At 41.8% G+C, this 26,427-nt stretch carries 24 protein-coding genes; 18 read left to right on the top strand and 6 right to left on the bottom strand.

All coding sequences use genetic code 11. The features are described 5' to 3' along the window. Positions 1-238: hypothetical protein (locus EO111_RS08355; RefSeq protein ID WP_206168940.1), on the top strand; the 238-nt coding region annotated here is incomplete at its 5' end. A 327-nt stretch (positions 239-565) separates the two neighbouring features. On the opposite strand, the gene EO111_RS06570 is transcribed toward EO111_RS08355, so the two are convergent. Then, positions 566-904, bottom strand: a complete 339-nt coding sequence (locus EO111_RS06570) for a hypothetical protein (protein ID WP_164727614.1) — start codon at positions 902-904, stop codon at positions 566-568. Positions 905-995: 91 nt separating this feature from the next. After that, on the bottom strand, positions 996-1,295 hold the full coding sequence (locus tag EO111_RS06565; protein WP_127011062.1) for a hypothetical protein: 300 nt from the start codon (positions 1,293-1,295) through the stop codon (positions 996-998). A gap of 253 nt (positions 1,296-1,548) precedes the next feature. Between EO111_RS06565 and EO111_RS06560 the strand changes: the two genes are divergently transcribed. The 5 genes from EO111_RS06560 to EO111_RS06540 all read left to right on the top strand — a co-directional run bounded on the left by EO111_RS06560 (position 1,549) and on the right by EO111_RS06540 (position 5,253). Next, complete coding sequence (locus EO111_RS06560; RefSeq protein WP_127011061.1) at positions 1,549-2,391, top strand: energy-coupling factor transporter ATPase; 843 nt, start codon at positions 1,549-1,551, stop codon at positions 2,389-2,391. After that, the gene (locus EO111_RS06555; protein ID WP_127011060.1) at positions 2,376-3,245 is read left to right on the top strand and encodes an energy-coupling factor transporter ATPase; all 870 of its coding nucleotides are present in this window, start codon (positions 2,376-2,378) and stop codon (positions 3,243-3,245) included. The genes EO111_RS06560 and EO111_RS06555 overlap by 16 nt, the downstream gene beginning before the upstream one ends. Beyond that, positions 3,235-4,041: an energy-coupling factor transporter transmembrane protein EcfT gene (locus EO111_RS06550; RefSeq protein WP_127011059.1), complete on the top strand. Its 807-nt coding sequence runs from the start codon at positions 3,235-3,237 to the stop codon at positions 4,039-4,041. The genes EO111_RS06555 and EO111_RS06550 overlap by 11 nt, the downstream gene beginning before the upstream one ends. After that, positions 4,038-4,820: a tRNA pseudouridine(38-40) synthase TruA gene (truA, locus tag EO111_RS06545; protein WP_127011058.1), complete on the top strand. Its 783-nt coding sequence runs from the start codon at positions 4,038-4,040 to the stop codon at positions 4,818-4,820. Before EO111_RS06550 ends, truA begins: the two co-directional genes overlap by 4 nt. A gap of 130 nt (positions 4,821-4,950) precedes the next feature. Continuing rightward, on the top strand, positions 4,951-5,253 hold the full coding sequence (locus tag EO111_RS06540; RefSeq protein ID WP_126941162.1) for a hypothetical protein: 303 nt from the start codon (positions 4,951-4,953) through the stop codon (positions 5,251-5,253). Between the two features lie 259 nt (positions 5,254-5,512). Here EO111_RS06540 and EO111_RS06535 read toward each other — a convergent pair whose 3' ends face one another. After that, positions 5,513-6,883 (bottom strand): NCS2 family permease, encoded by a 1,371-nt coding sequence (locus EO111_RS06535; RefSeq protein ID WP_009353152.1) that lies wholly within the window; start codon positions 6,881-6,883, stop codon positions 5,513-5,515. A gap of 332 nt (positions 6,884-7,215) precedes the next feature. On the opposite strand from EO111_RS06535, the gene EO111_RS06530 reads away from it, so the two are divergent. From EO111_RS06530 to EO111_RS06520, 3 genes are all read left to right on the top strand, one after another. Continuing rightward, positions 7,216-7,632, top strand: coding sequence for an Rrf2 family transcriptional regulator (locus EO111_RS06530; RefSeq protein WP_009353240.1), 417 nt, complete (start codon positions 7,216-7,218; stop codon positions 7,630-7,632). Positions 7,633-7,662: 30 nt separating this feature from the next. Then, positions 7,663-8,094 (top strand): MarR family winged helix-turn-helix transcriptional regulator, encoded by a 432-nt coding sequence (locus EO111_RS06525; protein WP_127011057.1) that lies wholly within the window; start codon positions 7,663-7,665, stop codon positions 8,092-8,094. Positions 8,095-8,250: 156 nt separating this feature from the next. Then, positions 8,251-9,462, top strand: a complete 1,212-nt coding sequence (locus tag EO111_RS06520) for an MFS transporter (RefSeq protein WP_126941158.1) — start codon at positions 8,251-8,253, stop codon at positions 9,460-9,462. 67 nt (positions 9,463-9,529) lie between these two features. Here the strand turns inward: EO111_RS06520 and EO111_RS06515 are convergent, their stop codons facing one another. Then, positions 9,530-10,909 carry a cell wall metabolism sensor histidine kinase WalK gene (locus tag EO111_RS06515; RefSeq protein ID WP_126941157.1) on the bottom strand — a complete coding sequence of 460 codons (1,380 nt, stop codon included), beginning with the start codon at positions 10,907-10,909 and terminating at the stop codon, positions 9,530-9,532. A gap of 3 nt (positions 10,910-10,912) precedes the next feature. Then, entirely contained in the window at positions 10,913-11,587 is a 675-nt protein-coding gene (locus EO111_RS06510) for a response regulator transcription factor (protein WP_127011056.1), read from the bottom strand. 186 nt (positions 11,588-11,773) lie between these two features. Between EO111_RS06510 and EO111_RS06505 the strand changes: the two genes are divergently transcribed. The 8 genes from EO111_RS06505 (at position 11,774) to addA (ending at position 23,070) form a co-directional block, all read left to right on the top strand. Next, positions 11,774-12,256 (top strand): ECF transporter S component, encoded by a 483-nt coding sequence (locus EO111_RS06505; protein ID WP_164723762.1) that lies wholly within the window; start codon positions 11,774-11,776, stop codon positions 12,254-12,256. A 1-nt stretch (position 12,257) separates the two neighbouring features. Then, complete coding sequence (locus EO111_RS06500; RefSeq protein ID WP_127011054.1) at positions 12,258-12,968, top strand: hypothetical protein; 711 nt, start codon at positions 12,258-12,260, stop codon at positions 12,966-12,968. A gap of 16 nt (positions 12,969-12,984) precedes the next feature. Next, positions 12,985-13,959: a hypothetical protein gene (locus EO111_RS06495; protein ID WP_127011053.1), complete on the top strand. Its 975-nt coding sequence runs from the start codon at positions 12,985-12,987 to the stop codon at positions 13,957-13,959. 89 nt (positions 13,960-14,048) lie between these two features. Then, entirely contained in the window at positions 14,049-14,573 is a 525-nt protein-coding gene (locus tag EO111_RS06490; protein ID WP_062401206.1) for a GNAT family N-acetyltransferase, read from the top strand. An 81-nt stretch (positions 14,574-14,654) separates the two neighbouring features. Next, the gene (locus EO111_RS06485; RefSeq protein WP_062401208.1) at positions 14,655-15,155 is read left to right on the top strand and encodes a QueT transporter family protein; all 501 of its coding nucleotides are present in this window, start codon (positions 14,655-14,657) and stop codon (positions 15,153-15,155) included. Further along, positions 15,148-15,645 carry a preQ(1) synthase gene (gene queF / locus EO111_RS06480; protein ID WP_127011052.1) on the top strand — a complete coding sequence of 166 codons (498 nt, stop codon included), beginning with the start codon at positions 15,148-15,150 and terminating at the stop codon, positions 15,643-15,645. The genes EO111_RS06485 and queF overlap by 8 nt, the downstream gene beginning before the upstream one ends. A 116-nt stretch (positions 15,646-15,761) precedes the next feature. Next, positions 15,762-19,151, top strand: coding sequence for a PD-(D/E)XK nuclease family protein (locus tag EO111_RS06475; protein ID WP_127011051.1), 3,390 nt, complete (start codon positions 15,762-15,764; stop codon positions 19,149-19,151). Further along, positions 19,138-23,070, top strand: coding sequence for a helicase-exonuclease AddAB subunit AddA (gene addA / locus EO111_RS06470; protein WP_127011050.1), 3,933 nt, complete (start codon positions 19,138-19,140; stop codon positions 23,068-23,070). Before EO111_RS06475 ends, addA begins: the two co-directional genes overlap by 14 nt. A gap of 201 nt (positions 23,071-23,271) precedes the next feature. Here the strand turns inward: addA and EO111_RS06465 are convergent, their stop codons facing one another. After that, positions 23,272-24,696, bottom strand: a complete 1,425-nt coding sequence (locus EO111_RS06465; RefSeq protein ID WP_009353165.1) for a sodium:alanine symporter family protein — start codon at positions 24,694-24,696, stop codon at positions 23,272-23,274. 270 nt (positions 24,697-24,966) lie between these two features. Here EO111_RS06465 and potE point away from each other — a divergent pair, with 270 nt between their 5' ends. Continuing rightward, entirely contained in the window at positions 24,967-26,301 is a 1,335-nt protein-coding gene (gene potE, locus EO111_RS06460; RefSeq protein WP_009353207.1) for a putrescine-ornithine antiporter, read from the top strand. Positions 26,302-26,427 lie beyond the last annotated feature (126 nt).

Here is a 26,427-nt window from a genome sequence, read left to right as displayed (position 1 = left end):
AGTAGTTAAGCTCGTAAACGCCGAAAGTACTTGGCTGGAAACGGCCTGGGAGGATAGGAAGTTGCTGATTAAGAAAAGAAAAAGAGACACCGAATGGTGTCTCTTTTTCTTTTCTAATGTAATATATTATTTTGGTCTAGCCGTTTCCAGCCAGATTAATCGAGTAATGACTAAGGTATATCTGATAAGGCCTGGGATAAGCAGGGCTCATGATTTAAAGGAGCAAAGCGACGCATAAATCATAGAGCATCGCTTAGTTCCTGGCGTAAGGTTTTAAAGCCCGAAGGGCGAATAAAACCCACAGTCAGGAACAAAGTAGGAAAAGGAAAATGTAAAAAGGTAAAAAAAGAAGAAGCGACGCATAAATCATAGAGCATCGCTTAGTTCCTGGCGTAAGATTTTGAAGTCCAAAGGGCGCACAAAATCTACAGCCAGGAACAAATAGGAAGTTGCAACTGACAAAGTACAAAGAGAGCCATTTTCTTCAAACAATAATAATTTAGGGCAATATAAAAGACCATAATGAACTATATCAGTTCATTATGGTCTTTTTACATATCAATATTTAATTCGCTACCTTTACTTCTAAAGATTGACCACGAACTTTATTTTGATCCATTGCTTGCACCAATGTCTCAGGGGTTACTTCTAAATCTGTATCTTTTTGAACTGTTACTGTAAATAGTTGACCAGGTTCATAGTAAATATTTTCTCCACGCATAAAGAATCCCCCTACTAATGAAACTACTGCCGTTACAGCAACAGCACCAGTATCATCAGAACCATATCCATTTACATACCCGTTAAGTGGAATAGTTACATTATTAAGAGTTTTAATACTTGGGATATCTATAATTAAACGGCCTCCTCGACCAAACATACCATTCCCATGAGAATCAATCACTTTACCTCTAACTTCTTCACCTTTTGGAATAATGATTGTTCCATTAAGAATTAAATTATCAACAGTCCTTAGAACAAAGCTAGTATTTTTCTTACTTTTTTTTAGAGCTAATAGGTTGTGTTAATTCTAGTGTAATAGGTGTATCTTTGGGAATATAAAGGTTTCCCTTAGGGATGGTTCCTATTGTCATAGACTTTGGGGATACGATATCTTTTATTCTGTTAGAAATACTATTTGGATTTTCTTGAGGCTGCTTTTCTAATGCAGGATTTATTGTAGTTTTAATAGCTACATTAATATCGTGTCCCTGCTTTGCATCTACTGTAGATGGTGATAGGCTAGCTGTTAATGCACTTACTAATAAAGCAATCATATAATACTTACGTTTCATAAAATATACCCCCTATATAATTTATAATATATAAATATGCTTACAGAATATCATAATTTAGATTATTTTTCCACTTTCTTGACTTCATATAACCATAGATGAAAAGAAAAATATAGAATTAAGAGACCATTTGTAAACCCAACAATATTCCCCAAGGTTGCCTATTGTCCTAAACCTTTCTACAAGGTATAATGAAGTAGATTATAATACGAAGTAACAATTGTACTTACGTAGAGAGGAAATTAGATAAAAAATGAAACAAGTTATGATCGCTACGGACCATATGAGTCATGTGTACCAAGACGAAATGGGCCGTGAGGTACACGCCTTACAGGATGTGAGCGTTCACATTCATGAAGGTGAGTTTGTCAGTATTATAGGGACCAATGGGAGTGGTAAAAGTACCCTTGCCAAACATTTTAATGTCCTATTGCAACCTACATCTGGTACCGTTACCGTTTTAGGAATGGATACAAAAGAAGAACAATTAATTTGGAATATTCGCCAAAATGTGGGCATGGTATTCCAAAATCCAGATAATCAAATCGTGGCAGCCATTGTAGAAGAAGATGTGGCTTTTGGTCCAGAAAACTTAGGGGTACCAGCCCCAGAGATTCGCAGTCGTGTGGACGCAGCCTTAGCAGCGGTAAACATGTCGGACTATGCTTTACATGGTCCGCACTTATTATCAGGAGGGCAAAAGCAACGTATCGCCATTGCTGGTGTTTTAGCGATGAAGCCGAAATGTATCATATTAGATGAGCCAACGGCTATGCTTGATCCCAAAGGACGCAAAGAAGTCATGGATACGGTGTACCGTCTCAATAAAGAAGAAGGTATCACTATCGTATATATTACGCACTTTATGGAAGAAGCAGCTTTAGCAGATCGTATCATTGTGATGAAACAAGGTAAGGTCATCGATGAAGGAGCTCCAAAAGATGTATTTATGAATGTAGATACGTTAAAAGGTCTTGGTCTAGATGTGCCGGTGCCGTCAGAAATTGCGGTGCGCTTACAGGAAAAAGGGGTCACTATGCCAAAGGGCATTACTAGCAATGAAGAACTAGGGGAGGCCATATGTCAATTCAATTAGAACATGTAACCTACACCTATGGACAGGGGACACCTTTTGAAAAAACGGCTCTTCACGATGTGAGCTTGACCATTCACGAAGGTGAGTTTGTAGGCATCATCGGCCATACCGGGTCGGGTAAATCCACCTTAGTACAACATCTGAATGGTTTATTGCATCCTACCTCAGGTACCGTAACAGTCAATGGTGTGGACCTAGTAGGTAAAACAGAAACAGTAAAACAAACACGTCATAAAGTAGGCATGGTATTCCAATATCCAGAGCATCAGCTCTTCGAGGAAACCATTGCTAAAGATATTGCCTTTGGACCTAAGAATCTAGGATTTGATGAGGCGGAAGTGGACCGCCGTGTGCGAGAAGCCATGAAATTTGTAGGCTTAGACTACGATACCTATGCAGAGCGGTCTCCCTTCCATTTGTCGGGTGGACAAATGCGCCGTGTGGCTATCGCAGGGGTTATTGCCCTAGATCCAGACTATTTAATTCTTGATGAGCCTTCTGCTGGGCTCGATCCATTTGGACGAGAAGAAATCTTTGGAGAAATTCTGAAACTACATAAGGAAAAAGGGATTACCGTTATCCTTGTGTCCCATAATATGGAAGATATTTCTCGCATGGCGAATCGATTGATTGTTATGCACCAAGGGCAAGTCTTATTAGATGGCAACCCTATTGAAATTTTCCATAATGACCGTGAGAAATTACAATCTGCTGGCGTGGATGTACCGCCATTGTCGCAAACCTTGCAAGCTTTGGCAGAACGAAATATTCCTGTGAATATCGATCGTGTTCATGTTCATGAGGCAGTAGCAGATATTTACGACTATCTCAAGGAGGTGCACCATGCTAAGTAATATTACCATTGGCCAGTACTTTCCAGGAGATTCCTTGTTACACCGCATGGACCCACGGGCTAAGATTATAGCCACTATGATTTTCATCATTGCTATTTTCTTTGCGGATAGTTTGGTGACCTATAGCATTGTAGCGGCCTTTACCTTCGGATGTTTGGGGTTATCTCGTTTACCAGTGCGGCTGGTGTGGCTGTCTATTAAACCCTTGTGGATTATCATTGTATTCACCTTGGCTATTCACGTATTCACCACACCGGGAGAATATCTATTTACCTATGGTTGGCTTCATATCAGTCGAGAAGGTCTTAATTTGGGTGGCCTTATGGCAGGACGATTGATTTTCTTAATCGTATTCTCATCCTTGTTGACCTATACAACATCGCCCATACGGTTGACGGATGGTATTGAAAGACTCCTAAATCCATGGAAACGTTTTGGTGTGCCAGCCCATGAATTGGCTATGATGATGACCATTGCCTTGCGGTTCATTCCAACACTATTAGAGGAAACAGACCGCATTATGAAAGCCCAAGAATCCCGTGGTGCTGATTTTACTACAGGATCCTTACTGAAACGGGCTAAAAATATGGTGCCTTTACTTGTTCCATTATTTATTAGTGCTTTCCGCCGTGCCGATGAATTGGCAGTAGCTATGGAATCTCGTTGTTACCGAGGTGGAGAAGGTCGTACACGGATGAAAGAATTACGCTATAGTCCATTAGATTTCTATGGTATTGGCGCAGTGGTGTTCGTGAGTCTTCTCTTAGCTGTATTGCGGTGGGGACTTGGTATATGACAAGAACCATACAACTCATCGTCGCCTATGATGGCACAGAGCTTTGTGGATACCAACGACAACAGAATGGACCTACCGTACAAGGCTATTTAGAGGAAGCTTTATCTAAGGTTTGTAATGAACCCATCACGATTTACGGATCCTCTCGGACGGATGCAGGTGTCCATGCTAGAGGACAAGTAGTGGCATTCACTACTACGGGTAAGATTCCCGTAGATAATCTAATGAGAGCCCTCATTGCTCACATGCCACCTTATATTGTGGTCCGTGAGGCACAGGAACTGTCGTCGGATTGGAATCCACGGAATTATGTGAAAGGGAAGGAATACATTTACACCATTCATAATGATGCCGTGGTTGATCCACTACAACTGCGTTATGCCTACCATGTGCGCAAACCGTTGGATATATCGTCCATGAAGCAAGCCGCAAAGGCATTAGAAGGGACACATAATTTCAGTACTTTCAAAGGCCATAATACGACGGTACAAGATCCAGTGAAAACCATGTACGCTGTAAAGGTATTCCAAGAGGGAACGACTGTCAGAATCCATGTATTAGGAGATGGATTCGTGTATCACATGGTGCGGAATATAGCAGGATTCTTGGTGGATGTAGGCTTAGGTCGCTTTCAACCGGAGGACGTGCCACGTATTATAGCTGGTGAGAATAGACAATTAATCGGGAAAACAGCGCCTGCCCATGGACTGTGTTTAGATACGGTGTTTACTGATGAGGCTAGCTTACAAGAGCGGGTACGGAGCATAGCGAACCTATAGGCAGATATGCAGGTATGTATAAGGAGTATCTGCAACAGATAGAAAGTCGTTATGTAATTGTTGTGAAACATCACATTTGTTAATATATAAGTGTAGCCCTACGATAGGGCGTACAATGTAGGAGGTTATCATGAAAGAAGACGGAATCCACACGCATATTGCGATCAAAATGCCAGAGTATATTATTGATGTAGATGAATTGGTGAATGATCCGGTGAATCGTCGTAAATTAGCTCGATTCATTATGAAACGCCATTTAGATATGGATAAAATTATTAATGAATTTGTAAACAATCCAGAGAACGAAGCAGAATTAATGCGCTTTGCAGCATCTGTGGTATTCTCCAAAACAGGCCGCGACATGAATGAATATAGTGAAGATTTGTTGCCATTGTTCTTTGAAGAAGCAGTATACGAAGACGACTTGCTGTAGTACAAGAGTTGGGACTAGGTCCGATCCCTGTTGATTATAGGCATATGAAATACATACGAAATACAATGAAAGGGTCCTGTGGGACCCTTTCATTGATGTATAGAGAGATATGCCTATTGTCATGTAAAACAAGTTGGCGATTACTCTTATATGAGTAGTGCTAGCATGTATTATAGAATCTAAAAAATAGAGGAAAGTTGATGATGGAATCAACTTTCCTCTATTGTATTTGGAGTTATTTTATATGTTATTCAGTATGTTATTCAAACCAAATGTATTTTGCCAATACAATCGCACCTAGTACATACATAAACCAGTGTACATCTTTATGACGGCCAGTGATAAACTTCATCAAAGGATATACAATAAGACCAGCGGCAACACCATTAGCAATACTGTATGTAAATGGCATTAATACAATAACTAAGTAGGCAGGGAAACCTTCTGTCCAATCGGAGAAGTCGATTTCACGGATAGCTTCCATCATTAGTGCTCCTACTAAAATAAGTACAGGGGCTGTAGCTGCATTCGGAACTAATGCGATTAATGGAGCAAAGAATAGACAAAGGATAAACATGATGCCGCAAGTAACAGCAGTCAATCCTGTACGACCGCCAGCACCTACGCCAGCAGCACTTTCAACGAATGCAGTAATTGTGCTAGAACCAAGCATAGCACCGAAGCTAACGCCAAGGGAGTCTACAATCATAGCTTTACCAAGACCTGGGAATTCACCCTTTTTAGGGTCTGCAATGCCTGCTTTAGAGGCAGTAGCAATCAGTGTGCCCATGGAGTCAAAGAGTTCAACGAAAGTAAATGAAAAGATAATAGTAATAAGTCCAACATGGAATGCTGATGAAATATCCAATTCCATAAAGGCAATTTTACTGAAATCAGGGACTGCTATAATGCTTAAAGATTCTGGTAAAGTAGCGATACCAGTCGCATAAGCAATGATAGATGTGATGATAACACCAATTAATAGAGATCCAGGGACACGACGAGCCATGAGAGCGGCAGAGAAGAACAAAGAGAAAAGAGATAAAAGCACTTCAGGGTTGCTTAAGTTTCCTAATGTTAATAAGGTTTCTGATGCAGCTGGTGCTCCATGACCTTTGGCAGTTACAATGTCGTTCAATGTGCCAGGTTGTAAGGATAAGGCGATAGTCATAAGTCCAGATAGTTTCAAACCAATGATACAAATGAACAAGCCAATACCTACGGTGATAGCAATCTTTAAAGAAGAAGGAATTGCTTCAATAATAAGTTGACGGATTTTCGTCAGAGTCAGTACAAGGAATACAAGACCAGAAATAAATACAGCACCTAATGCTGTTTGCCATGTTAACCCCATACCTAGAACCACGGTGAAGGAATAAAAAGCTAATAGGCCAACTCCTGGTGCTAAAGCAATAGGATAATTAACAAATACTCCCATGGCAATGGTGACTAAACCACCACCCAAGGCTGTAGCAATTAATACAGCATCTTTATCCATACCAGCTAGGCTTAGTAAGTTGGGAGCTAATAGCAAAATATATGCCATCGTAATAAAAGTCGTCAGTCCTGCTAGTATTTCTGTACGGACTGTAGTATTTCGCTCCTTTAAGGCGAATACGCGTTCTAACATGGTGAACCTCCTAGTAATAAATAAAATTACATCCTTATTGTAGCATAGACTAGAAGGTTAGGATAGGTTTTTTGAGTCAATTTATTTAAAAAAATTATAAAACTTATAAAATTATATAAATTATACTAATAAGTTTATAATGGAGTACATTAGTAGGCGACACTGGTTTTCAGTATGTGTAAATATACAAAATATATTGCTTATATGCATATTGTGAGTGTTACTTATGCAATATAGGTACTAAATATGTACACAATCTATATAGACAAAATTCGTTGTTCTATATATAATATAGATTAGGTATAAATCCTACTTTTGAAGAGGTATTATTTATGAAAATTTCTACTAAAGGTCGATATGCATTACGCGTGCTAGTTGATTTGGCAGAGCACAGTGTAGATCGCAATGTATCTATTCGTGAAATGGCGGAGCGCCAAAATATTTCTGATAAATATTTAGAAGGAATTGTAGCACGATTGAGTGCAGCAGGATATGTAAAAAGTGTTCGTGGTAAGTATGGTGGTTACCAACTGACAAAAGAGCCAAAAGACTATACGGTCTATGATATTCTTGCTGCTACAGAAGATTCTATTGCAGTTGTAGCTTGCTTAGAGGAAGATGTGAACACATGTCCGATGAGCGAAGGATGCCGTACATTGCCATTATGGGAACATCTACAAAATCATTTGCGTGAATATATGCAAAGTTTAACGCTTCAAGATGTTATTGACCGACATTTTTCAGTGTAAGTTGTAAGAAAGAGGTAAGGGAATTTTAGGATGAAAAAAGAGAAATTAAAGGTAGAGCAAGAAATCGGCTTCCCTTTATATGCAGCAGCAAAAGAAGCTTTGCGAGCATGTCAACCAGAACTTTCTGAGTTGGGGATCACATATACACAATATCTTGCAATGTCTGTTATTTGGGAATATAAAGAAGCGAATCTAAAAATGATTGGAGAGAGAATCTATTTAGACTCGGGAACATTAACTCCATTGTTACGGAAGCTAGAGAAAAAAGGCTTAATTATACGTGAACGATTTAAACAAGATGAGCGTTCTATGATGATTACGTTAACAACAAAAGGAAAGTCTTTGGAGAAAAAAGTTCGACATATTCCAAATTTAATTGAAACGAAATTGGGATTATCTCAAGAGGAGCTTCAATTGTTACAGAATTTGTTATGGAAAGTCTTGCATAATGTCAAAGGCTAGATAGTGACAATCTACTTATAGTTACAATGAGTAGAGGATAGTATATCAACTATCCTCTATTTTTATTTCCCTGTCTATGGAGGGGACTTGTTGGGGCCTTACAGTAGATATGTTACAATAAGGTTACAATTTGTATATATCTAGAGGGAGTAAAGTATGAAAGGATTACAACAAACAGGAATGGTGGCAGTGTGGATTCTTACTATAGGGATGTCACTGCTTGCCATTTGTTATACAATGATTATTCCTTTCCTTCCCGTGTATCTTTTAGAGCTCGGTGTGGAACAGGAACAGTTAGCTCTTTGGTCAGGCTTATCATTTTCTATTTCATTTTTTATCGCTGCTATCATGGCTCCTGTATGGGGTCGATTGGCGGATCAGCATGGAAAGAAACTAATGGCAATACGGGCAGGGATTTTGATTGGCCTATCGTATTTATGGAGCGCTTTTGTACAAGATGAATATCAATTTTTATTAGTTCGTGCGTTTCAAGGTTTTGCCAATGGGTTTATGCCAGCCGCTATGACTATGGTATCATTATCTGTGCCAAAAGAACGTGTAGGTACGGCGATGGGTATCTTTCAGATGGGTTTAGTCCTAGGGAATACTGTGGGTCCCTTAACAGGAGGGTTGACAGAACTAGCAGTAGGGATGCGGCCTGTATTTATGGTGGCAGGGATTACTTTATTTATCGTCACTGCAGCAATAGCTATCTTTGTAAAAGAACCACAAGTGGAAAGTGAAGCTTCTGTAAAAACAACTTCTTTTTCAGAAGATTTACAAGCAGCAAAACAAAATAAGGTACTACTCCATATTTTAGGATTATATTTTTTAGTGCAAGCTGTTATGCTTATGCTACAACCTATTGTGGCCATTTATGTGGGAGAATTAAAAGGGTCCATGGAAGGGGCTGCCATGTTAGCAGGGTCCATTCTCAGCGGTGGTGGTGTGATGGGCATGATTATGACTAATGTGTGGGCTGCTTATGGACAGCGGCGAGGATACTTTAGAGTTATATCTTATGGGCTAATGGGTACTGGAACTGTATTATTATTGCAAAGTTTACCGTTTGGATTATGGTGGTTTGGGGCCTTGCAATTACTTATTGGCGTATTTATTGTAGGTATATTCCCATCCCTTGGATCAGCTATGACCGTGAATACAGATCCATCAGTGCGTGGCCGAGTATTCGGACTTGCCACGACATCCCAACAATTAGGAAATATGATAGGACCGCTGTTTGCTAGCATAGTAGCCACCTATTGGGGTACATCCTATGTATTCTTGGTGGCAGGTATAGGAATGATGATCATTGGCTATTTAGTGTTGAAAATCCATGGAAATCGACCAAATATTCAATACATTTGATAGACTATATATAGTGAGTGAAGTAAGAAAGAGGATATCTGACAACTTTGTCAGATATCCTCTTTTGTTATGTTTCAGAATTATTATGGATTGGTAACTCAAAGCCAAATGTTGTTTTTACATCTGGTGTGCTTTCTACTTGCAGTGTACCTTCATGGAGTTGCACAACATTTTGTACAAAAAAGAGCCCAAGTCCGAGACCTTTATTTTCTTTCGAGGTACGTGAAGGGTCTACTTGGTACAATCGATCCCAAATTAAAGGGATGCTTTCTGGAGGGATACCAATGCCATCATCTTGAACGGAGATGTGAATGGTAGATCCTGATGAGACTTCCAAGTGTACTTTCGTATGGGCAAATTTGAAAGCGTTGTCCAAAAGATTGGCCATTGCCTGTTGCAATAGGATTTGGTTGCCATAAACAATGATAGACTCATCAATATGGCTAGTAAAAGTAAGATGTTTCTCTTTACTTAATCGAGTATAGGTATGGGCTAATTGTTCAGCCACTTTGGATAGAGGGACAGGTTCTTTATCTATATTGGTTAGACTATCAAGGCGAGCAATTTCTAACAATTGTGAGACCATGTCTGCCATTCCCTTACTTTGAACAAAAATATTTTGAAAGCTTTCTTTTGCTTCTTCTAAGGAGGCTACATATTGGCGAGCGTAATCACTTTCAGCTTGGATGACAGCAATAGGCGTACGTAATTCATGAGAAATGTCGGAATTAAAGCGCTTTTCACGATTAGAGGATTCTTCTAAACTACTGAGCATATGGTTGAAAGTAGAAGCTAATTGATAGATAGTATCTCCAGATTCAGGGATATTTTCAATGCGTTCTGATAAATCTCGCTTTAATGAAATTTGTGCAGCTAAATTGGTAACGGTACGTACTGGTTTTAAACCTCGTTGAATAATCCAATAGCCCCCAATAGCAGCAACCGTAACGAAGAGAATACCACCGAATAATAAAGCGAAGAACATGCTATTTGACTTTCTATCAAGGAATGCCATAGGTACGACGCCACGAATATAGCCTTGTACACCAGGGCGATGCTGAATGGGAGCATCGTAGTATAGAAAAGAACGGTTCTGATGACTCACTTCAGTGATAGCATCAAAGGAAGGAGGAGCCTCTTTTGGAAATAAATCAGGTACATTACCTCGTAAGACGACTCCATCATGGGTATAGACTAAGAGAAAGATACCGTCATCAAAGGGCTTAAATTTTTTAGGGTCACTAGCGGATTCAATGACAGCCTCTTGTAGGTCTGTACGGATTTCATTTTGGTCCCAAATATGGGTGAATTGGATTACAAAGGTAGCTAATAGCCCTATCATTAGCAGTAGAAAAATAGAGTACCAACTAGTAATTTTATATACCAAAGGAACTCGCAAGAGAAGGGTCTCTATGGAGTTCCAACAGCGTTTGATTACATCGTGCATGGATTATTCCTCGGTGCGGAACACATAGCCTACGCCACGAACAGTTTGAATTAATTTTTTAGTTTCGTCGGTGTCCACTTTTTTGCGCAGGTCTTTAATATATACGTCGATTAGGTTGGAGTAACTTTCATAGTCGTATTCCCACACATGGTCAAGAATTTGTTGACGAGATAAAACGATATTTTGGTTGCTTGCTAAATAGAAGAGTAGGTCGAACTCTTTGGCAGTTAATGTTATAGGCTCTTCATTACGAAGAACGGAACGGCTCTTTTGATTGATGCGTAATGGCCCTGCAATAATATCTTCTGTAGCTTGATTACGACCACGGCGAGCTAACGCATAGATGCGAGCAATGAGTTCGTCAAATTCAAATGGTTTTACTAAATAGTCGTCAGCGCCTAAATTTAAACCAGATACTTTATCCTCTAATGTATCTTTAGCAGTTAAGAAAAGAACCGGGGTTTTGTTACCTTCTTCACGCATTTGTTGTACTACGGCATGACCGTCCATTTTTGGCATCATTATGTCCATAACGATCACATCATAACTAGATGTGGAAATATAATCTAATCCATCTTCTCCGTTAAAGCATTGATCTACAATCATAGATTCTAGTTTTAAACGTTTGGCAATAATATTATTCAGCATTTGTTCATCTTCAACAATTAAGACTTTCATAGGTGCTCCTTTCATGTTAAGGTATATATTTGTATTGTAACGTATTTTCAAAATAGATTAAAGAGATGTATATAAAAAGTATAGATGTTGTACATGAAAAGACCATGAATGATTGCTTTATACGGTGGGGTCACCTATAATAAACATAGAAATAGTATGAGTTATTCTTCCCTAGGAGGGGGTATTATGAATATTAGAACGATTACGGTCTATGCCTTATTGATTGCTCTTTGTGCTATAGGCGGACAGATTCATTTTGGTGTGTATTCCATTGGATTTGATTCGTCGCCAGCTTTTGTAGGAGCCTTACTGCTAGGACCTGTAGCAGGTGCTGTGCTTGGGGCCTTAGGGCATTTAGCAACGGCCGTATTCACCGGATTTCCTCTTAGTGTACCTATGCATGTGGTGGTAGCTTTGATCATGGCTTGTACTGGGGCTAGTATAGGATATTGTATACGTAAGAGGACTTCATCTTTCTCTTATGTAGTAAGTGGTATAGTAGGGTATATCATCAATGTAGGTTTAGGTCTAGTTGTGACATCATGGATGATGCACAGTGTAGAAGTTGTGGCGATTTTATTTGTGCCTTTGTCTTTAGCCTATCTAGTAAATTATGTGGGAGCGGCACTGGTAGTAAGTCAGCTGACTAAAGTTTTTGGTGGTAGATAATATGCGAGATATAACAAGAATTTCTTTGCAAAATGGTGTAGATTGGATTGTTGCTAGTGATATTAGTAGTGGTATCGGTTTGCAAGAACATGATGTATTAAAAGCCCCCTACTCTATGGTAGGTGCATTTGCGACTCGTGTAGCGATGCTAGAAATTTTATGTGCGAAAGGTGTAGTAAAAGGGATTCAATATCTCATTGGTGGTGACTATGATACGGTAGTGATACCTGTTATAAGGGGAATTCAAGAGGAATTGGATACATTAGGTATCGATGTACCAATTAATGGCAGCCATGAAAGCAATATGAAAGTAAGCACTACCTCTGTAGGGATTACTGCCTTAGGAATCGGGGAGCCAGAAATGCTTGGTACAGGGGAACCTTATGCTGTGTACGTATTAGGAAAACCCTTAGTAGGTAATGAAGTGCTAGAACAACCAGAATGGATTGTTACCTATGATGAGGTGAAACGAGCTTTGGCACATCCTAGTACATCTCGTGTGGTGCCCATTGGTTCCAGAGGTATCCGCCAAGAGTTGACAGTGTTAAGTTATTTAGAAGGGGCATCTATGGAGTCCATAGAACTGACTGATGATGAGTTAGATCATAGTGGTGGACCTGCTACGGCAGTGGTTGTATCTGTTCGTGCCAGTGGTGAAACAGCGTGGTTAGGAGAGTTCCCTAAGGCACAGTATGTAGGACGGCATAGATAATAGAAAGGATATAGATATGAAACAGTTACGATATTATATAGCATTGGCATTGGTAGCCGGTGGATTGACAGTGGCTCAAGCAGAGGCAAACCCATATGGTGTAGTGAGTCCTCCTGATTGGGAGTACCAAGCGCTCATGACTTTGGTGAAACATGGAGCGATTACGGATACAAAAGGAGTGGACTTAGGATCACGGGCTTTCACTAGAAAAGAACTCATTCCGATGATGGCAGATGTGGTAGCACGTCGTGAGACTATGAATGAAAGCGACCGCATGTTGGCATTGCGTCTGTATAATGAAAATCGTCGTTCTATTATGAATTATGAAATTGAACGAGAAGAAGCAAAACAAGGTAAAGCACAGGCAGATAGTACGGATGAGGGTACCCCAATCGCAGTGGAACCAGCCTTGACGAAGGAAGAAATCCAAAAGAAAATGGAAGCATTCCAAATCGATACCTCTGCATTACCAAGTCGTGGAGGAGTACAAGTACGCACTTTTCAACAAGGAACATCTCAGCGAAGCCATTTAGAATTAGTAGTGCCTTCGGTGAAGGCAGAAGGAAACGTAGCCTTACAGCCTATTGATGGAGAAGTGCAAGAGGCTATGGCTGGGGGTCAATGGGATGCGTCTAAAAAGGAACAACGACCACTTATGAAAGTGGCAAAACAAGAGTGGGCTTTATTGCAAAAAGCAGAACGCAAACAGGAACGGTTAGACACACAAGCCCAACGCCAGTTAGCGAAAGCTCAACGAAAACAAGAGGCATTGGCAAAGAAAGAGCAGCAACATTTGGCAAGGGCGGAACGAGCTAAGTTACAAGCAGAACAAAAATTGGCGAAACAGCAGGCAAAAGAACAAGCTCGATTAGCAAAGCAAGAGGCTAACAAGGAAGCTCAGCTAGCAAAACAGCAAGCTAAGGAGCAAGAAAGATTGGCAAAACAAGAGCAAAAAGAACGAGAGAGACTAGCGAAGAAAGCTAAGAAATAAGGGAAAGATATTTGCTATTATCGAAAAAATTCGGTATACTAAAGAATAGCAATCCATTTGGTGTACTTTCATCATGAACCGGAGGAACTATGATTATACGAGAAGAGAAAAAGCGTGAATTTTATACGGTCACAGCTCTCGTGCGAGAAGCCTATATCAGTGCAGATCGCAGTACAGGACGAGAATATAAACTAGTGGAAGCCTTGCGTGAGTCTGATGCGTATATTCCTAAGTTATCTTTGGTGTCGATCATCGACAATGCCATTGCAGGGTATGGTATGTTCCTGCGTGGTAAAGTAGGCGATCAAGATGTGCTCATTTTGGGTCTACTGGCGGTAGCGCAGTCTATGCGTGGACACGGCGTAGGGGGAGCTCTTGTCTTAGAGGGCCAACGATTGGCTCGTAAGATGGGATATTCCTACTTGTTCGTGTACGGTAGTAATGTGTACTACCCACGGTTGGGCTATGATTTTGCACATAACTTTGGTGTAGAACCACCAGAAGGGTTGGACCGGGAGCATATGATGTGTATCAAGCTTGATGCCCAAGCAGCACCTTTAGAAGCTGGCACATTGGAATACCCGGAGCTTTTCAAAACCCTAGAAATGTTTTAGGTAGCTACGAGTTATGTCGTAGTAGGTATTAGATAGACAGTTCGAGATCCTCCTGTCTGTAAACAAAACTAAGGAGTTATAATGAAACAATTTAACAACACACAACGATTGACGATTTCTGCCATTTCCATCGCTATGTATTTGGCGCTTATGATCGGTACGCAAGGCTTTGCCTTTGGTCAGTATCAAGTGCGTATTGCTACAGCGCTCTATGGATTGTCAGCTATCTTTCCATTCACCATTCCAGCCTTTAGTATTGCCAACTTTGTAAGTAATACAGTGATGGGTGGTTTTGGTTTAGTGGATTCTATCGGTGGAGCTATCGTAGGTTTATTGACAACAGGTCTAATCGTCCTTGCGAAGCGTCAAGGGTTAGGTAATTGGGTGTTGATTCCTATCATTACTTTTGTACCAGGATTGATTGTACCAATTTGGTTGACCTATTTCTTGCCAGTTCCATACTGGGTATTAGTGAGCTCCCTCGTAGTAGGTCAGTTCGTGTGTGGTGTGGTGAGCTACTTCTTGATCAATGCGTTGGAGAAAGTAGTTTATAAAAATAAGGAGGTTTTAGTTCGTGAGTAGTGGTCGTAATGCAGCAGAATTACAAGGTGTTCATGCTTTAGGTAGCCATACGGACTATCCTACAGATTATGCACCACAGGTGCTAGAAGCATTTCCTAATAAACATCCAGGGAATGACTATTTTGTGAAATTCAATTGTCCAGAGTTTACGAGTCTTTGCCCAATGACGGGGCAACCGGACTTTGCAACGATTTATATTTCCTATGTGCCAGATGAAAAGCTGGTGGAAAGTAAATCTTTAAAATTATATTTATTTAGTTTCCGCAACCATGGAGACTTTCACGAAGATTGTATCAATATCATCATGAAAGACTTAGTGGCATTGATGGAGCCTAAATATATTGAAGTGTGGGGCGAATTTACACCACGTGGTGGCTTGTCCATTGATCCGTACGCCAATTATGGCAAACCGGGCACCGATTGGGAAGTCACAGCGAAGGAGCGCTTGCACTTTCATGATATGCAACCAAAACGGGTAGCGTATCGTTAATTACATATATACTATTGCCAGGTCAATCGGTTGAGGGACCTGGCAATTTTACTAAGTGCCCTAGACATGATAGGATAGAGATAGATACAACGTGTTGAAAGGAAAAGGAGTTGGACATGCAACCACAGTTATATATTGGCGGAGCGGGTACGGGAAAGACCACGGCTTGTTTCCAAGAGATAGAGCGAATTTTACAAGACCATCCAGACCACCAAATTATCGTCCTTGTGCCAGACCCTGCGACGTATATGATGGAACGCAAGCTAGCAGAGTTTCGTCAGGAAAAAGGGTTCACCACGGTGCGTGTGGTGGGCATGACACGGCTAGCCTATCAAGTGTATCAATCCTTAGGGAAAGTGAAAGAAGAAGGCCTGTCGGAAATTGGCAAAAAACTAGTCCTTCGGGTATTGTTAAAGCAATCCGCTGGAGAATTGGACTTGTTTAAACAAGCGGCGAAGCAACCTCATTTTGGAGATGTTATACAAGGGCTATTGACGGAGTGTAAAGCTTTTGGTGTAACGCCGGAGGATTTGTCAGGTGCTGTGAAACAAGTGGACTCCATGGTGTTGGGCCGTAAATTACAAGAATTATCCTTGTTGTTAGAACGCTATGATACAGCGATGGAAGAGTTAGGCGTCCAAGATTCTATGGAAACATTGATCGACCTATTGCCACAGTCGCCATTGATGAAACAGTGCCATGTCTTTGTGGACGGATTCCATTGGTTTACGCCCTTGCAGTATCGCTTGATTCAACGGTTGTTTTCCCTTAGTGAATCCTGTCATATGACAATCAGTTTGCCATCCTTGGAGGAAGAGGTGCACAGTCGCAAGGGATCTATGTATTTCCGTGTTTGGGAGACCTACCGAGATATGATGACTTGGTATCCAGAGGCAGTAGTGCATGATATGAACACCGTCTATCGAGGGACACCTGTGCTGCAACAATTGAACACACAATTTTTTAAAACACCTATGAAACCGAATACCACCGAAGATTCGTTGACCATGGTAAGTGCCTACAATCGAGAGCGGGAGACCGATGCAGTATGTCGTAAGATATTGGCATATCGTCAAGAAGAGGGGCATCGCTGGAAAGACTGTACAATTATATTGCGGGATATGGAGCTTTATGGTGATGTGCTGGAAAAGGCCTGTATGAACTATGGCATTCCTTTCTTCTCGGATCAACGGAAGATGATGACTAGCCATCCTTTGGCGGAGTTTTTGCAAGGTATCTTCCATGTACATCGCACCTTTTTTGATCATGATGCGGTATTCCGCTTACTGAAAACGGATTTTGCGCCTTTCACACGGGAAGAAGTAGACCGATTAGAAAACTATTGTTTAGAATATGGCATTCAAGGGGCGGCGTGGTTACGAGATGTGTGGACCTATGGTGGCGAGGACGATGAAGAGCGACGAGCTGTGATGCAGGCTTTACATATGCGCGTCCTGGAATATTTGCGTCCAATCTATGATTTCTGTAAACTGTCACATACGGGACAGGAATGGAGTGAGTTCCTATTCCAAACTATGCAAGATTGGCACATTCCAGAGCAATTGAAACATTGGTATGACGAAGCAGAGGACCGTGGGAATGTACAAGAAAGTGCTAGCCATGTACAGCTTTATAAACATGCTATTCAATTGCTAGAGGAATGTGCATCTGTGACGGGCACAGAGGAGTTGAACGCAGAGGAGATGGGTCTTATCATCGAAGAAGGACTCAGTGAAGTGACCTACTCTTTGGTGCCGCCATCGTTGGACCATGTGACGATTACCACCATCGACCGTAGCTATATGACAGATGCGAAGGAAGTCTATGTGCTAGGCCTCAATGAGGGCGTATTTCCTCGTAAAATGGGGGACGAAGGCATTCTGCGTGACCAAGAGCGGACGGCGTTGGCTAAGGTAGGTGTGCAACTAGCGGCGGGTGCCTTAGGGCAAATGTTCAATGAAAATTTCTTATTCTATTTAGCCTGCACTCGTGCTAGCCAAGGACTGCATCTGTCCTATGTCACATCCGATGAAGAAGGGTCTAAAATGGAACCATCTTTGGTAGTGCGCCGTTTACAGCAATATGGGTATGTGGAAACTTTCGAAGAAGCACCACTATCTATGCCAGAGGGACGAGAACAGGATTATCTGTGGCGACCATCCCAGAGTTTAGGCCTCTTTTCTAGTCGCATGAGTGCCCTTATGAAAGGAGATTCTATCTCCTCTACTTGGTGGAGTCTTTATAACTGGGGTATAGAAATGGGCTACAGAGGTGAAGTATTCTTCGCCACACGAGGTATGTTTGATTCTAATACAGTGCCACGCATTGAGCAGTCCATTGTGCGAGGGCTATTGCTACGCAGTGATGCCTTAACGGGGTCCGTCACACGATTAGAACGATACCATCGTTGTCCATACAGTTTCTATGCTCAATATGCGTTACGCTTAGCACCACGGAAGGTGAAATCCTTTGGAGCTCCTGAAATCGGGACCTTCCTTCACGATACGTTGCGCTATTTAGGGGAATATCTATTAGAACAGGGTCGACAATGGCGTGATTTAACAGAGGAAGAACAAGAATCTTTATGCCGTGAAGCGGCCGATGCGGTGATGGGTACAGAAGAGCGAGATGCGTACGAAGCGCAACTGTATACTCGATTAACATCTACCTTATCTGCTACGATAGCACGTCTCGTAGATTGGTCTAAGAAAAGCGAGTTTTCCACTACAGAAATAGAGCAAAGTTTTGGCATGGGCACATCTAACTGGCATCCAGTGCGCATCCCATTGGGCAAAAACTATGGCGAAAGTATCGTACTGCGCGGTCAAATAGACCGTGTCGATGAATATCGAGGACCTCTTGGTCATTATGCGGCAGTGATTGACTATAAATCAGGGGGCACTACGGTGCGAGCTGATGAAATTTACTATGGATTGAAATTACAATTAATGACCTATCTATTGGCATTGGAAAAGAATACACAAGATAGAATTGGCACAGCGGCTGCCCTCTATACCTATGTACGGAATCCGCAAGTGAAATTGTCTGAAGTAGTGAATCACAGACGGGCAGAGGAAGAAAAAGCTACTATCCAAGAGTTGAAAAATAGTGGATACTTTGTAGACGGGGATGTGTTACAATCCTTAGATGTAACGAGGGCTTATCAAAGCAATTCTCCATATGTACCGATTGTTCTGAAAAAGGACGGCACTCCAGATAGTCGCACATCCAAAAGTTTGAAGACGATGGAACAATTTGGCCTTATGAAGGAATACACAAAACAAATTATTTCCAACAGTGGTACACAGATGATGGATGGAGAGTTTCCTATTAGTCCGTACCAAAAGGATAAGCGACGGCCATGTGAATATTGTGAGTTCCAAGCCTTATGTCGCTTTGATGGAACGCGCAATAGATATCGCTATATTAAGACCATGACCGAAGAGGAAGCATTGGAGAAGATGGAAGCATTACAAACAGGAGGGGCTACCTATGAAATGGACTGATGCGCAACAGAGCGCTATTGATGCACCTAGACCAGGGCAGTTACCATCCCAAACTATTTTGGTGTCCGCTGCGGCGGGATCTGGTAAAACGGCAGTCCTCGTAGAGCGTATGATACAACGCCTGAAACGGCGAGAGCTAAGTATTCAAGAACTGATGGTGGTGACTTTCACAAAGGCGGCAGCAGCGGAGATGAAAGCTCGTATCGGCGTGAAACTAGCGGAAGAGTTTCAAGCTACAGGGGATACTTATTTAGAAGAACAATTGAATATGTTGCCGTCCGCACATATTTCCACCTTGCACTCCTTTTGCCAATGGGTTATCCGTAGTTATTTCTATAAACTAGATATAGACCCGTCTTTCACCATCGGCAATGAAGGGGAATTGGCGCTTATGCGCTACGATGTGCTAGATGCGATTTTGCTGCAGGTCTACGAACAGGGGCTATATAACATTTACGATGTGAGCGATATGTTTAGCACGGAACGTTCAGACCAGATCCTGCGGGAGACGGTATTTCAAATATACAACTTTGCCTTGGCTCAAAGTCAGCCTATGCGTTGGTTAGATCAGGTGTGTCATACCTATGAAAGTGCTTTACACCAAACCTTGTTAGAAACTACTTGGGGCACATTATTTTGGAAAGAACAACAACGACAAATTGAGTATCTTCTAGAGCGCTATGAAGAGGCACAGCGATTGGCGACGTTAGGCAATGGGTTTGATAAATGGATGGATAAGGTCAGCGAATTGCAAACGCTATTACAAGCTATGCAAAAAGCAGACACCTGGGATGCTATGCATGTGGGTGTAGTGGGCATTGGGGGATTTAGTTTCCCCGTACTCCGTGCCACGAAGGCTATGAATGAAAGCGATCCAGCTATCCTGAGTGAAATCAAGGCCATTTTGGCAGAAGGAAAAGAGATATTGCAAGCTATGCCGAAAGGTGTCTTTGCTATTACGGAAGCAGATTGGCGAGAGCAAATGGAGTACTTAGTGCCGTTGGTACGAGGTATCATCCAGCTGGTGAAACGATTCCATGAGGATTTTCAGCAGGCAAAACAAGAAGCGGGTATGATCGATTTCTCTGACTTGGAACATCTATGCTTAGCCTTATTAGTAGACCCAGAATTTACAGAAGAACTCAAGCCATCTGAGGTGGCACTGGAGTTACAGGATACATTCAAAGAAGTGATGGTCGATGAATACCAAGACACGAATGGCGTCCAAGAGGCTATCGTGAATTTAGTATCTCGTGGGGACAATCGTTTTTATGTGGGCGATGTGAAACAGTCGATTTATGGATTCCGTATGGCAGATCCGCAGCTATTTATGGAAAAGTACCATCGGTTTGATCACGATGTGAACAGTGTGGAACGGCGTATCGATTTGTCCCAAAATTTCCGTTCCCATGAAGCGATTCTAAATGTAACGAACTTTATATTTTCGCAAATTATGACCGATGAAGGGGCAGGGCTTACCTATGGTGAGGCAGAAGCTCTCCACACAGGTCGCATCGTAGAAGAGGCGCCACCAGAATGGGTAGGTGGTGATGTAGAAGTGCACGTTCTTTGCTGTGATGAAGACAAGGCACAGACAGACCCTGAAGACGGAGAAGACCTAGAGAACGATGAAAAAGAAATGCTCTTTGTGATCCGTAAAATCCAAGAGTTAAAGAACAATGGCGCCATGGTACAAGATAAAGACGGCACCTTCCGGCTCATGGAATGGCGAGACATTGTACTCTTGAAGCGATCTATCTCTGGGTCAGCGAGCCGAATGATCGACCTACTACGGCGAGAGGGCATCCCTGCCTATGCAGAGGAGAAATCCGGCTATTTCAGTGCCATGGAAGTGCAGTTTGTGCTGTCCTTGTTGCAAATCATCGATAATCCAGAGCAGGACTTGCCTATGGCCATCGTTTTGCAATCGCCTCTTATCGGGATGGATGCCAACGATTTAGGGCGTCTTCGTCTGTCCGTAGGGGAGAACAGCTTGTGGAGTGGGTTACGCCCATTTGTAGAAGCATCCCAGAATGCAGGTTGGATTCGCTTTGTGGACTCTATGGATACATGGCGGACCATGTCTCGCCGTCAAGGCATTACGGACTTAATTTGGCACATCTACGATACCTTGCATGTGGTAGAATACGTGAGCGCCATGCCAAATGGTTTGGTGCGCCGTGGCAATGTGCTGGCCTTGTATGAGCGTGCCAAACAATATGAAAATGGCAATTACCGTGGCTTATTCCGATTCTTACGCTTTATTGAAAGCTTACAGGCATCCGGAGAAGATTTGAGCGTTGCCAAAACAGTGAGCGAAGCGGACAACGTGGTGCGCATTATGACCATCCACAAAAGTAAGGGCTTAGAGTTCCCCGTGGTGTTTCTCATGGGCACTCAAAAGGGCTTTAACAAAATGGATTTGAACCGGTCCTTGCTATTGCACAAGGAATATGGAGTGGGTTTGAAAGGGTATTTCCCAGACTTGCGTGTGATGTATAATTCCTTACCTTGGATTTTCGTGCACCAAGCTTTGGAAGAAAATTTGAAAGCTGAAGAGGAGCGTATCCTTTATGTAGCATTAACTCGGCCTAAAGATAAACTGTATATTACAGGTTATATGAAGGGGTCTATCAATGGCTCTACGGATCGACCTGCGACGAAGAAAATGGGTGAATGGGTAGCGCCTGTCTTACAGTGGGGTGAAAGTGCTTTTACGAAAGAGCAGATTCTAGGGTGTAATTCCTATTTAGATTGGATCTTGCGAAGTTTAGCTCGCCACGTAGCAGGGGGTACGCAGTTGCGCCAATTTGCGGAGGTGGAAAGCCCGCAACTCCCAGATATACCGTACAAAGATTGTCCAGTGTCCTTCCACGTTCATGATGGAAATGATTACAGTGTTTCACAGGAAACACCGTCTGTAGAAGTAGATATTCTGGAACAAGTGCGAGCTCAATTACCAGTGGAAGCGCCACCATTGGACCCTGTCGTGATAGATCGGTTGACCTCTGTGTATGCTTATGAAAGTTCTACGGAACGGGCGGGGAAAATTTCTGTATCTGAAATTAAACGGCGCTTTGTGGAGCTGGAAGAATTGGCAAAACAGATGATTGAGCCGGACTATCGAACAGATCCACATAACAGCAATATAGAAGGAGAATCTGGGACACCAGATAGGTCTGAACTACTCATAGTAGACTCTAGTAAGGACTTAGATAGTTCCGTAGAAGATATGTTAATAGGCGATAGTATACCGGATGCATGCACTGATGATACTGAGCTAACTGGCGAGCAGGGCATGGAAAACGGTACTGAGAAAGCCAAAGAAAAGGGTGCAGAGGATATATCAGAAGAAGCCTCTGTAGACCTAGGGCCCTTCGACGTATCCTTATCTTCCATGAATGAGTCCACACCGATTTGCAGTGGCGCTCGTTGGGGTACCCTCATGCATGAGGTGATGCAGTGGTTGCCGTTGCAATCATATACACGACCATCTTTGCGACAAGCCTTGGATTCGCTAGCATTACAAGGATACTTGACTGATGAGGAACGTAAGGCGATTAGTGAAAAACGGATTTGTGATTTCTTTCAGTCTGATCTAGGGCAACGATTGCTAACAGCACAGCGAGTGGAACGAGAGTTGCCATTTAGTATGCTATTTCCGGCGAACCGTGTGTACCCAGAGATGCTAGACGGGGAAGATCTGTTCCTACAAGGTATCATCGATACAGCATTCCTAGAAGAGGGATCTTGGGTGCTAGTTGACTATAAAACAGACCATCTTGATGAAAAGGCTCTAGTAGAGCGCTATCGCATTCAGCTGATGCTGTATAAAGAAGCCTTAGAGCGATTGACACCATACCCTGTGAAAGAGGTATACATCTATTCCTTCCGACTAGAAAGAGCGATTCCAGTATAGTAGATAATTTAAAAAGATAATAACTCAATATATACAACAGAGGAAGGTTGATACCATGGTATCAACCTTCCTCTATGTTTTATATCTAATATAATGCGTTGTAGCGGGAGCCTTTACTGTCCCTTTCAAGAAATATTACAGAATCATATAATATATCGTCGAAACAGAAAAAGGGCCCCGAAGGACCCTTTTCGTAGGAGTTTATTCGTTTTCATGACCTTTGTGCCACCAAGTAATACCTTTTTGAGTTGGTAAAATAGCGCGGTCGAAGATTGGATCTTCAATACCTTTAGATTTTTGATTCATGTAATCTTTGAGTGCAATGGTTACTAATTTGCCTAAACGCAAGATAGAGGTAATATTGCAAAGCACTAAGAATGCCATAAACAAGTCAGCTAAGTTCCAAACAAGATTTAATTCAGCAATACAACCAACATAGACCATGATGATAACAAGAGCACGGAATAGGTTAATAGCGAATTTATTATTTTTTGTCATGTGCGCAATATTCACTTCGCCGTAGAAATAGTTGCCGATAATGGAACTGTAGGCAAACATGAATACAAATAATGCGATGACTGCAGGAGCCCAAGAGCCTAATTGGTGTCCAATACTGTGTTGAACAAGGGCAATACCTGTTAGATCTGTGTGCACATATTCGCCAGATACAAGAACGATGAATGCAGAGGCAGTACATACAAACATGGTATCAACGAATACCCCAAGGGACATGATTAAACCTTGTTTTACAGGGTGGTTTACATCAGCAGAAGCAGATGCATTTGGTACAGAACCTTCGCCGGCCTCGTTGGAGAACAAGCCGCGTTTGATACCTTGCATTACAGCAGCACCGATGAAGCCGCCTGTCGCAGAATCAATAGTAAAAGCCTGTGTAAAGATAGCGGAAATCACAGTTGGTAATACAGAAATATTAGAGATGACAATGTATAAGGCAATTAAGAAATATAAACCAGCCATAAAAGGCACTAAAAATTCAGCTGTTTGAGCGATACGTTTTGCACCACCGAAAATAACAAGAGCAGATAAAGCTGCTACGATAAGACCTGTTGTAGAGGCGTCGATATTCCATGGTTGCACAGCGATAGCAATGGTATTTGCTTGTACAGAGTTGTAGATTAAGCCGTATGTAACGCTGATTAAGATGGCAAATAAAATAGATAAGAACGGACTGTTCAAACCATGGCGAATGTAATAGGATGGACCGCCACGGAAGGAGCCATCAGGTAAGCGCTCTTTGTAGATTTGTCCCAATGTGTTTTCGATGAAGCTAGTAGCTGCGCCAAGTAGCGCGATAAACCACATCCAGAATACAGCCCCTGGACCACCTAAGGCAATAGCGATAGCGATACCAGCGATGTTACCAACACCCACGTGAGAGGCCACGCTAATACAGAATGCTTGGAATGGAGAAATGTGATGGTCACCTTTACTTTTTTCTCCTGCACCAGATTTTAAAATACGGAACATTTCTGGTAGTTGTCGTAATTGTACGAATCGTGTGGTTGCTGTAAACCAAACACCGGCAATGATGAGGAGAGCGATGATGATGTTATTCCAGAGGAATCCGTTTACATCGCCCAAGAGTTGAATGATTTGTTCTTGCATAAGGACATCCTTTCTTTTATATGGACATAGCATATTTTCTATAGTATATCATAGGAAGATAGGGAAATGATAGAAAGTTATAGGAATAGGAGAAAAATTGTAAAAAAATATCTATTCATACGGAGGAAAAGGTGTTACAATGAATCGATAAAAGAATGAAGTCGCTTAACTACATCCGAACCCATTCCGTACGGACTAGTTAGGCTAGCGGTTTTGATGACACGGATACTTGAAATGAACTCAAGTGATGTTTGGAAAGGGGATTGATACATGAAAACCACCGCTAAAAAAATGTCTGTATTCCAACTGACATCCATTGTGGCAGCCAATATGTTGGGTGCTGGAATTATTATGCTACCGTCTCAATTAGCACAGGTAGGCACCATTTCTATCCTATCTTGGATAATCACTGTACTAGGCTCCTTAACCTTAGCCTATATTTTTGCCCAATGTGGCTTATTTACGAAAAAGTCTGGTGGTCTAGGAGGCTATGTAGAATATGCCTTTGGTAGGACAGGACATTTTATGGCCAATTATTCTTATGCAGTATCTCTGGTGATTGCCAATGTAGCCATAGCTATATCTATCGTAGGGTATGGAGCTGTATTGTTTGATGTGCCGCTTTCACCATTAGAAGTAAGTTTAGCAACAATAGGATTGCTCATGGTGGCAGCTCTAGTCAATGTGCGTGGTAACAAGAGCACAGGACGGATTAGCAATATTACGATTTGGGGCACCATGTTGCCGGTCTTATTTATTGGCGTGTTTGGTTGGTTTTGGTTCGATCCAGAGATGTTTGTGTCTGTTTGGAATCCGCAAGAACTACCCGTATTTGATGCGGTCAGTCAGTCCATTTCCCTTACATTGTGGGGGTTTTTAGGCTTTGAATCGGCAGCAGCAAACGCAGATGCTGTGGAAAATCCTAAGAAAAATGTACCGATTGCGACATTTTTTGGCACTTTAGCCGTAGCTGTGGTATATATTGTATCGACAAATATTATGGCAGGGATCATTCCTAACATTGAGTTAGTGAACTCCACTGCTCCATTTGGCCTTGTTTTTGCCTATATGTTTGATGGTACAGCAGGTAAAATCGTAATGGCGCTTATGGCAGTATCCTGCTTTGGGGCCATTATGGGGTGGCAATTTACTTTGAGCCGTGTTTTTAAAAGCTGTGCAGAAGCAGGTTTCTTTCCTAAAGTATTTGCCCGGGTTAATCGCGTAGATTCTCCTGTACGGGGTATTTTTATTTTGTTGGCATTACAAGCTATTTTGGCTTTGATGACCACTGATGAAAGTTTAAATGAACAATTTGCACAACTTGTTAACCTAGCAGTTGTGACAAATGTATTTCCATATATTCTTTGTTGCGTGGCGGTGAACAAGATGCTATCTGTTGAAGGGGCTAGCGTCGGATTACGTCGTCTAATCTATGTGATGAGCGCCGTAGCTATTGCCTATGATAGTTATGCTATTTATGCATGTGGAGCAATTCCTGTACAAGGTGGGGCTTCCGTCATTTTATTTGGCTATGTAGCATACCAGGCAGCATTCCATTGGCGGCCTCGTCTAGTGAAAGCTATTGGTAAAAGCTCTGCTTATTAATAGCAACATACATAGTTTAAAAATGAAGATTTCATGAACTTTGATTTTCTTCATTTTTTCTTCATGAAGATTATTTACAATTGCACATATGATTAATTGTTACAGTATTAAATCTAAAACATTTAA

The sequence above is a fragment of the Veillonella sp. CHU594 genome, assembly GCF_003992265.1.
Lineage (GTDB): Bacteria > Bacillota > Negativicutes > Veillonellales > Veillonellaceae > F0422.
Note: the sequence above shows the minus strand (reverse complement) of the source record. Positions and strands in the feature narration are given on the sequence as shown.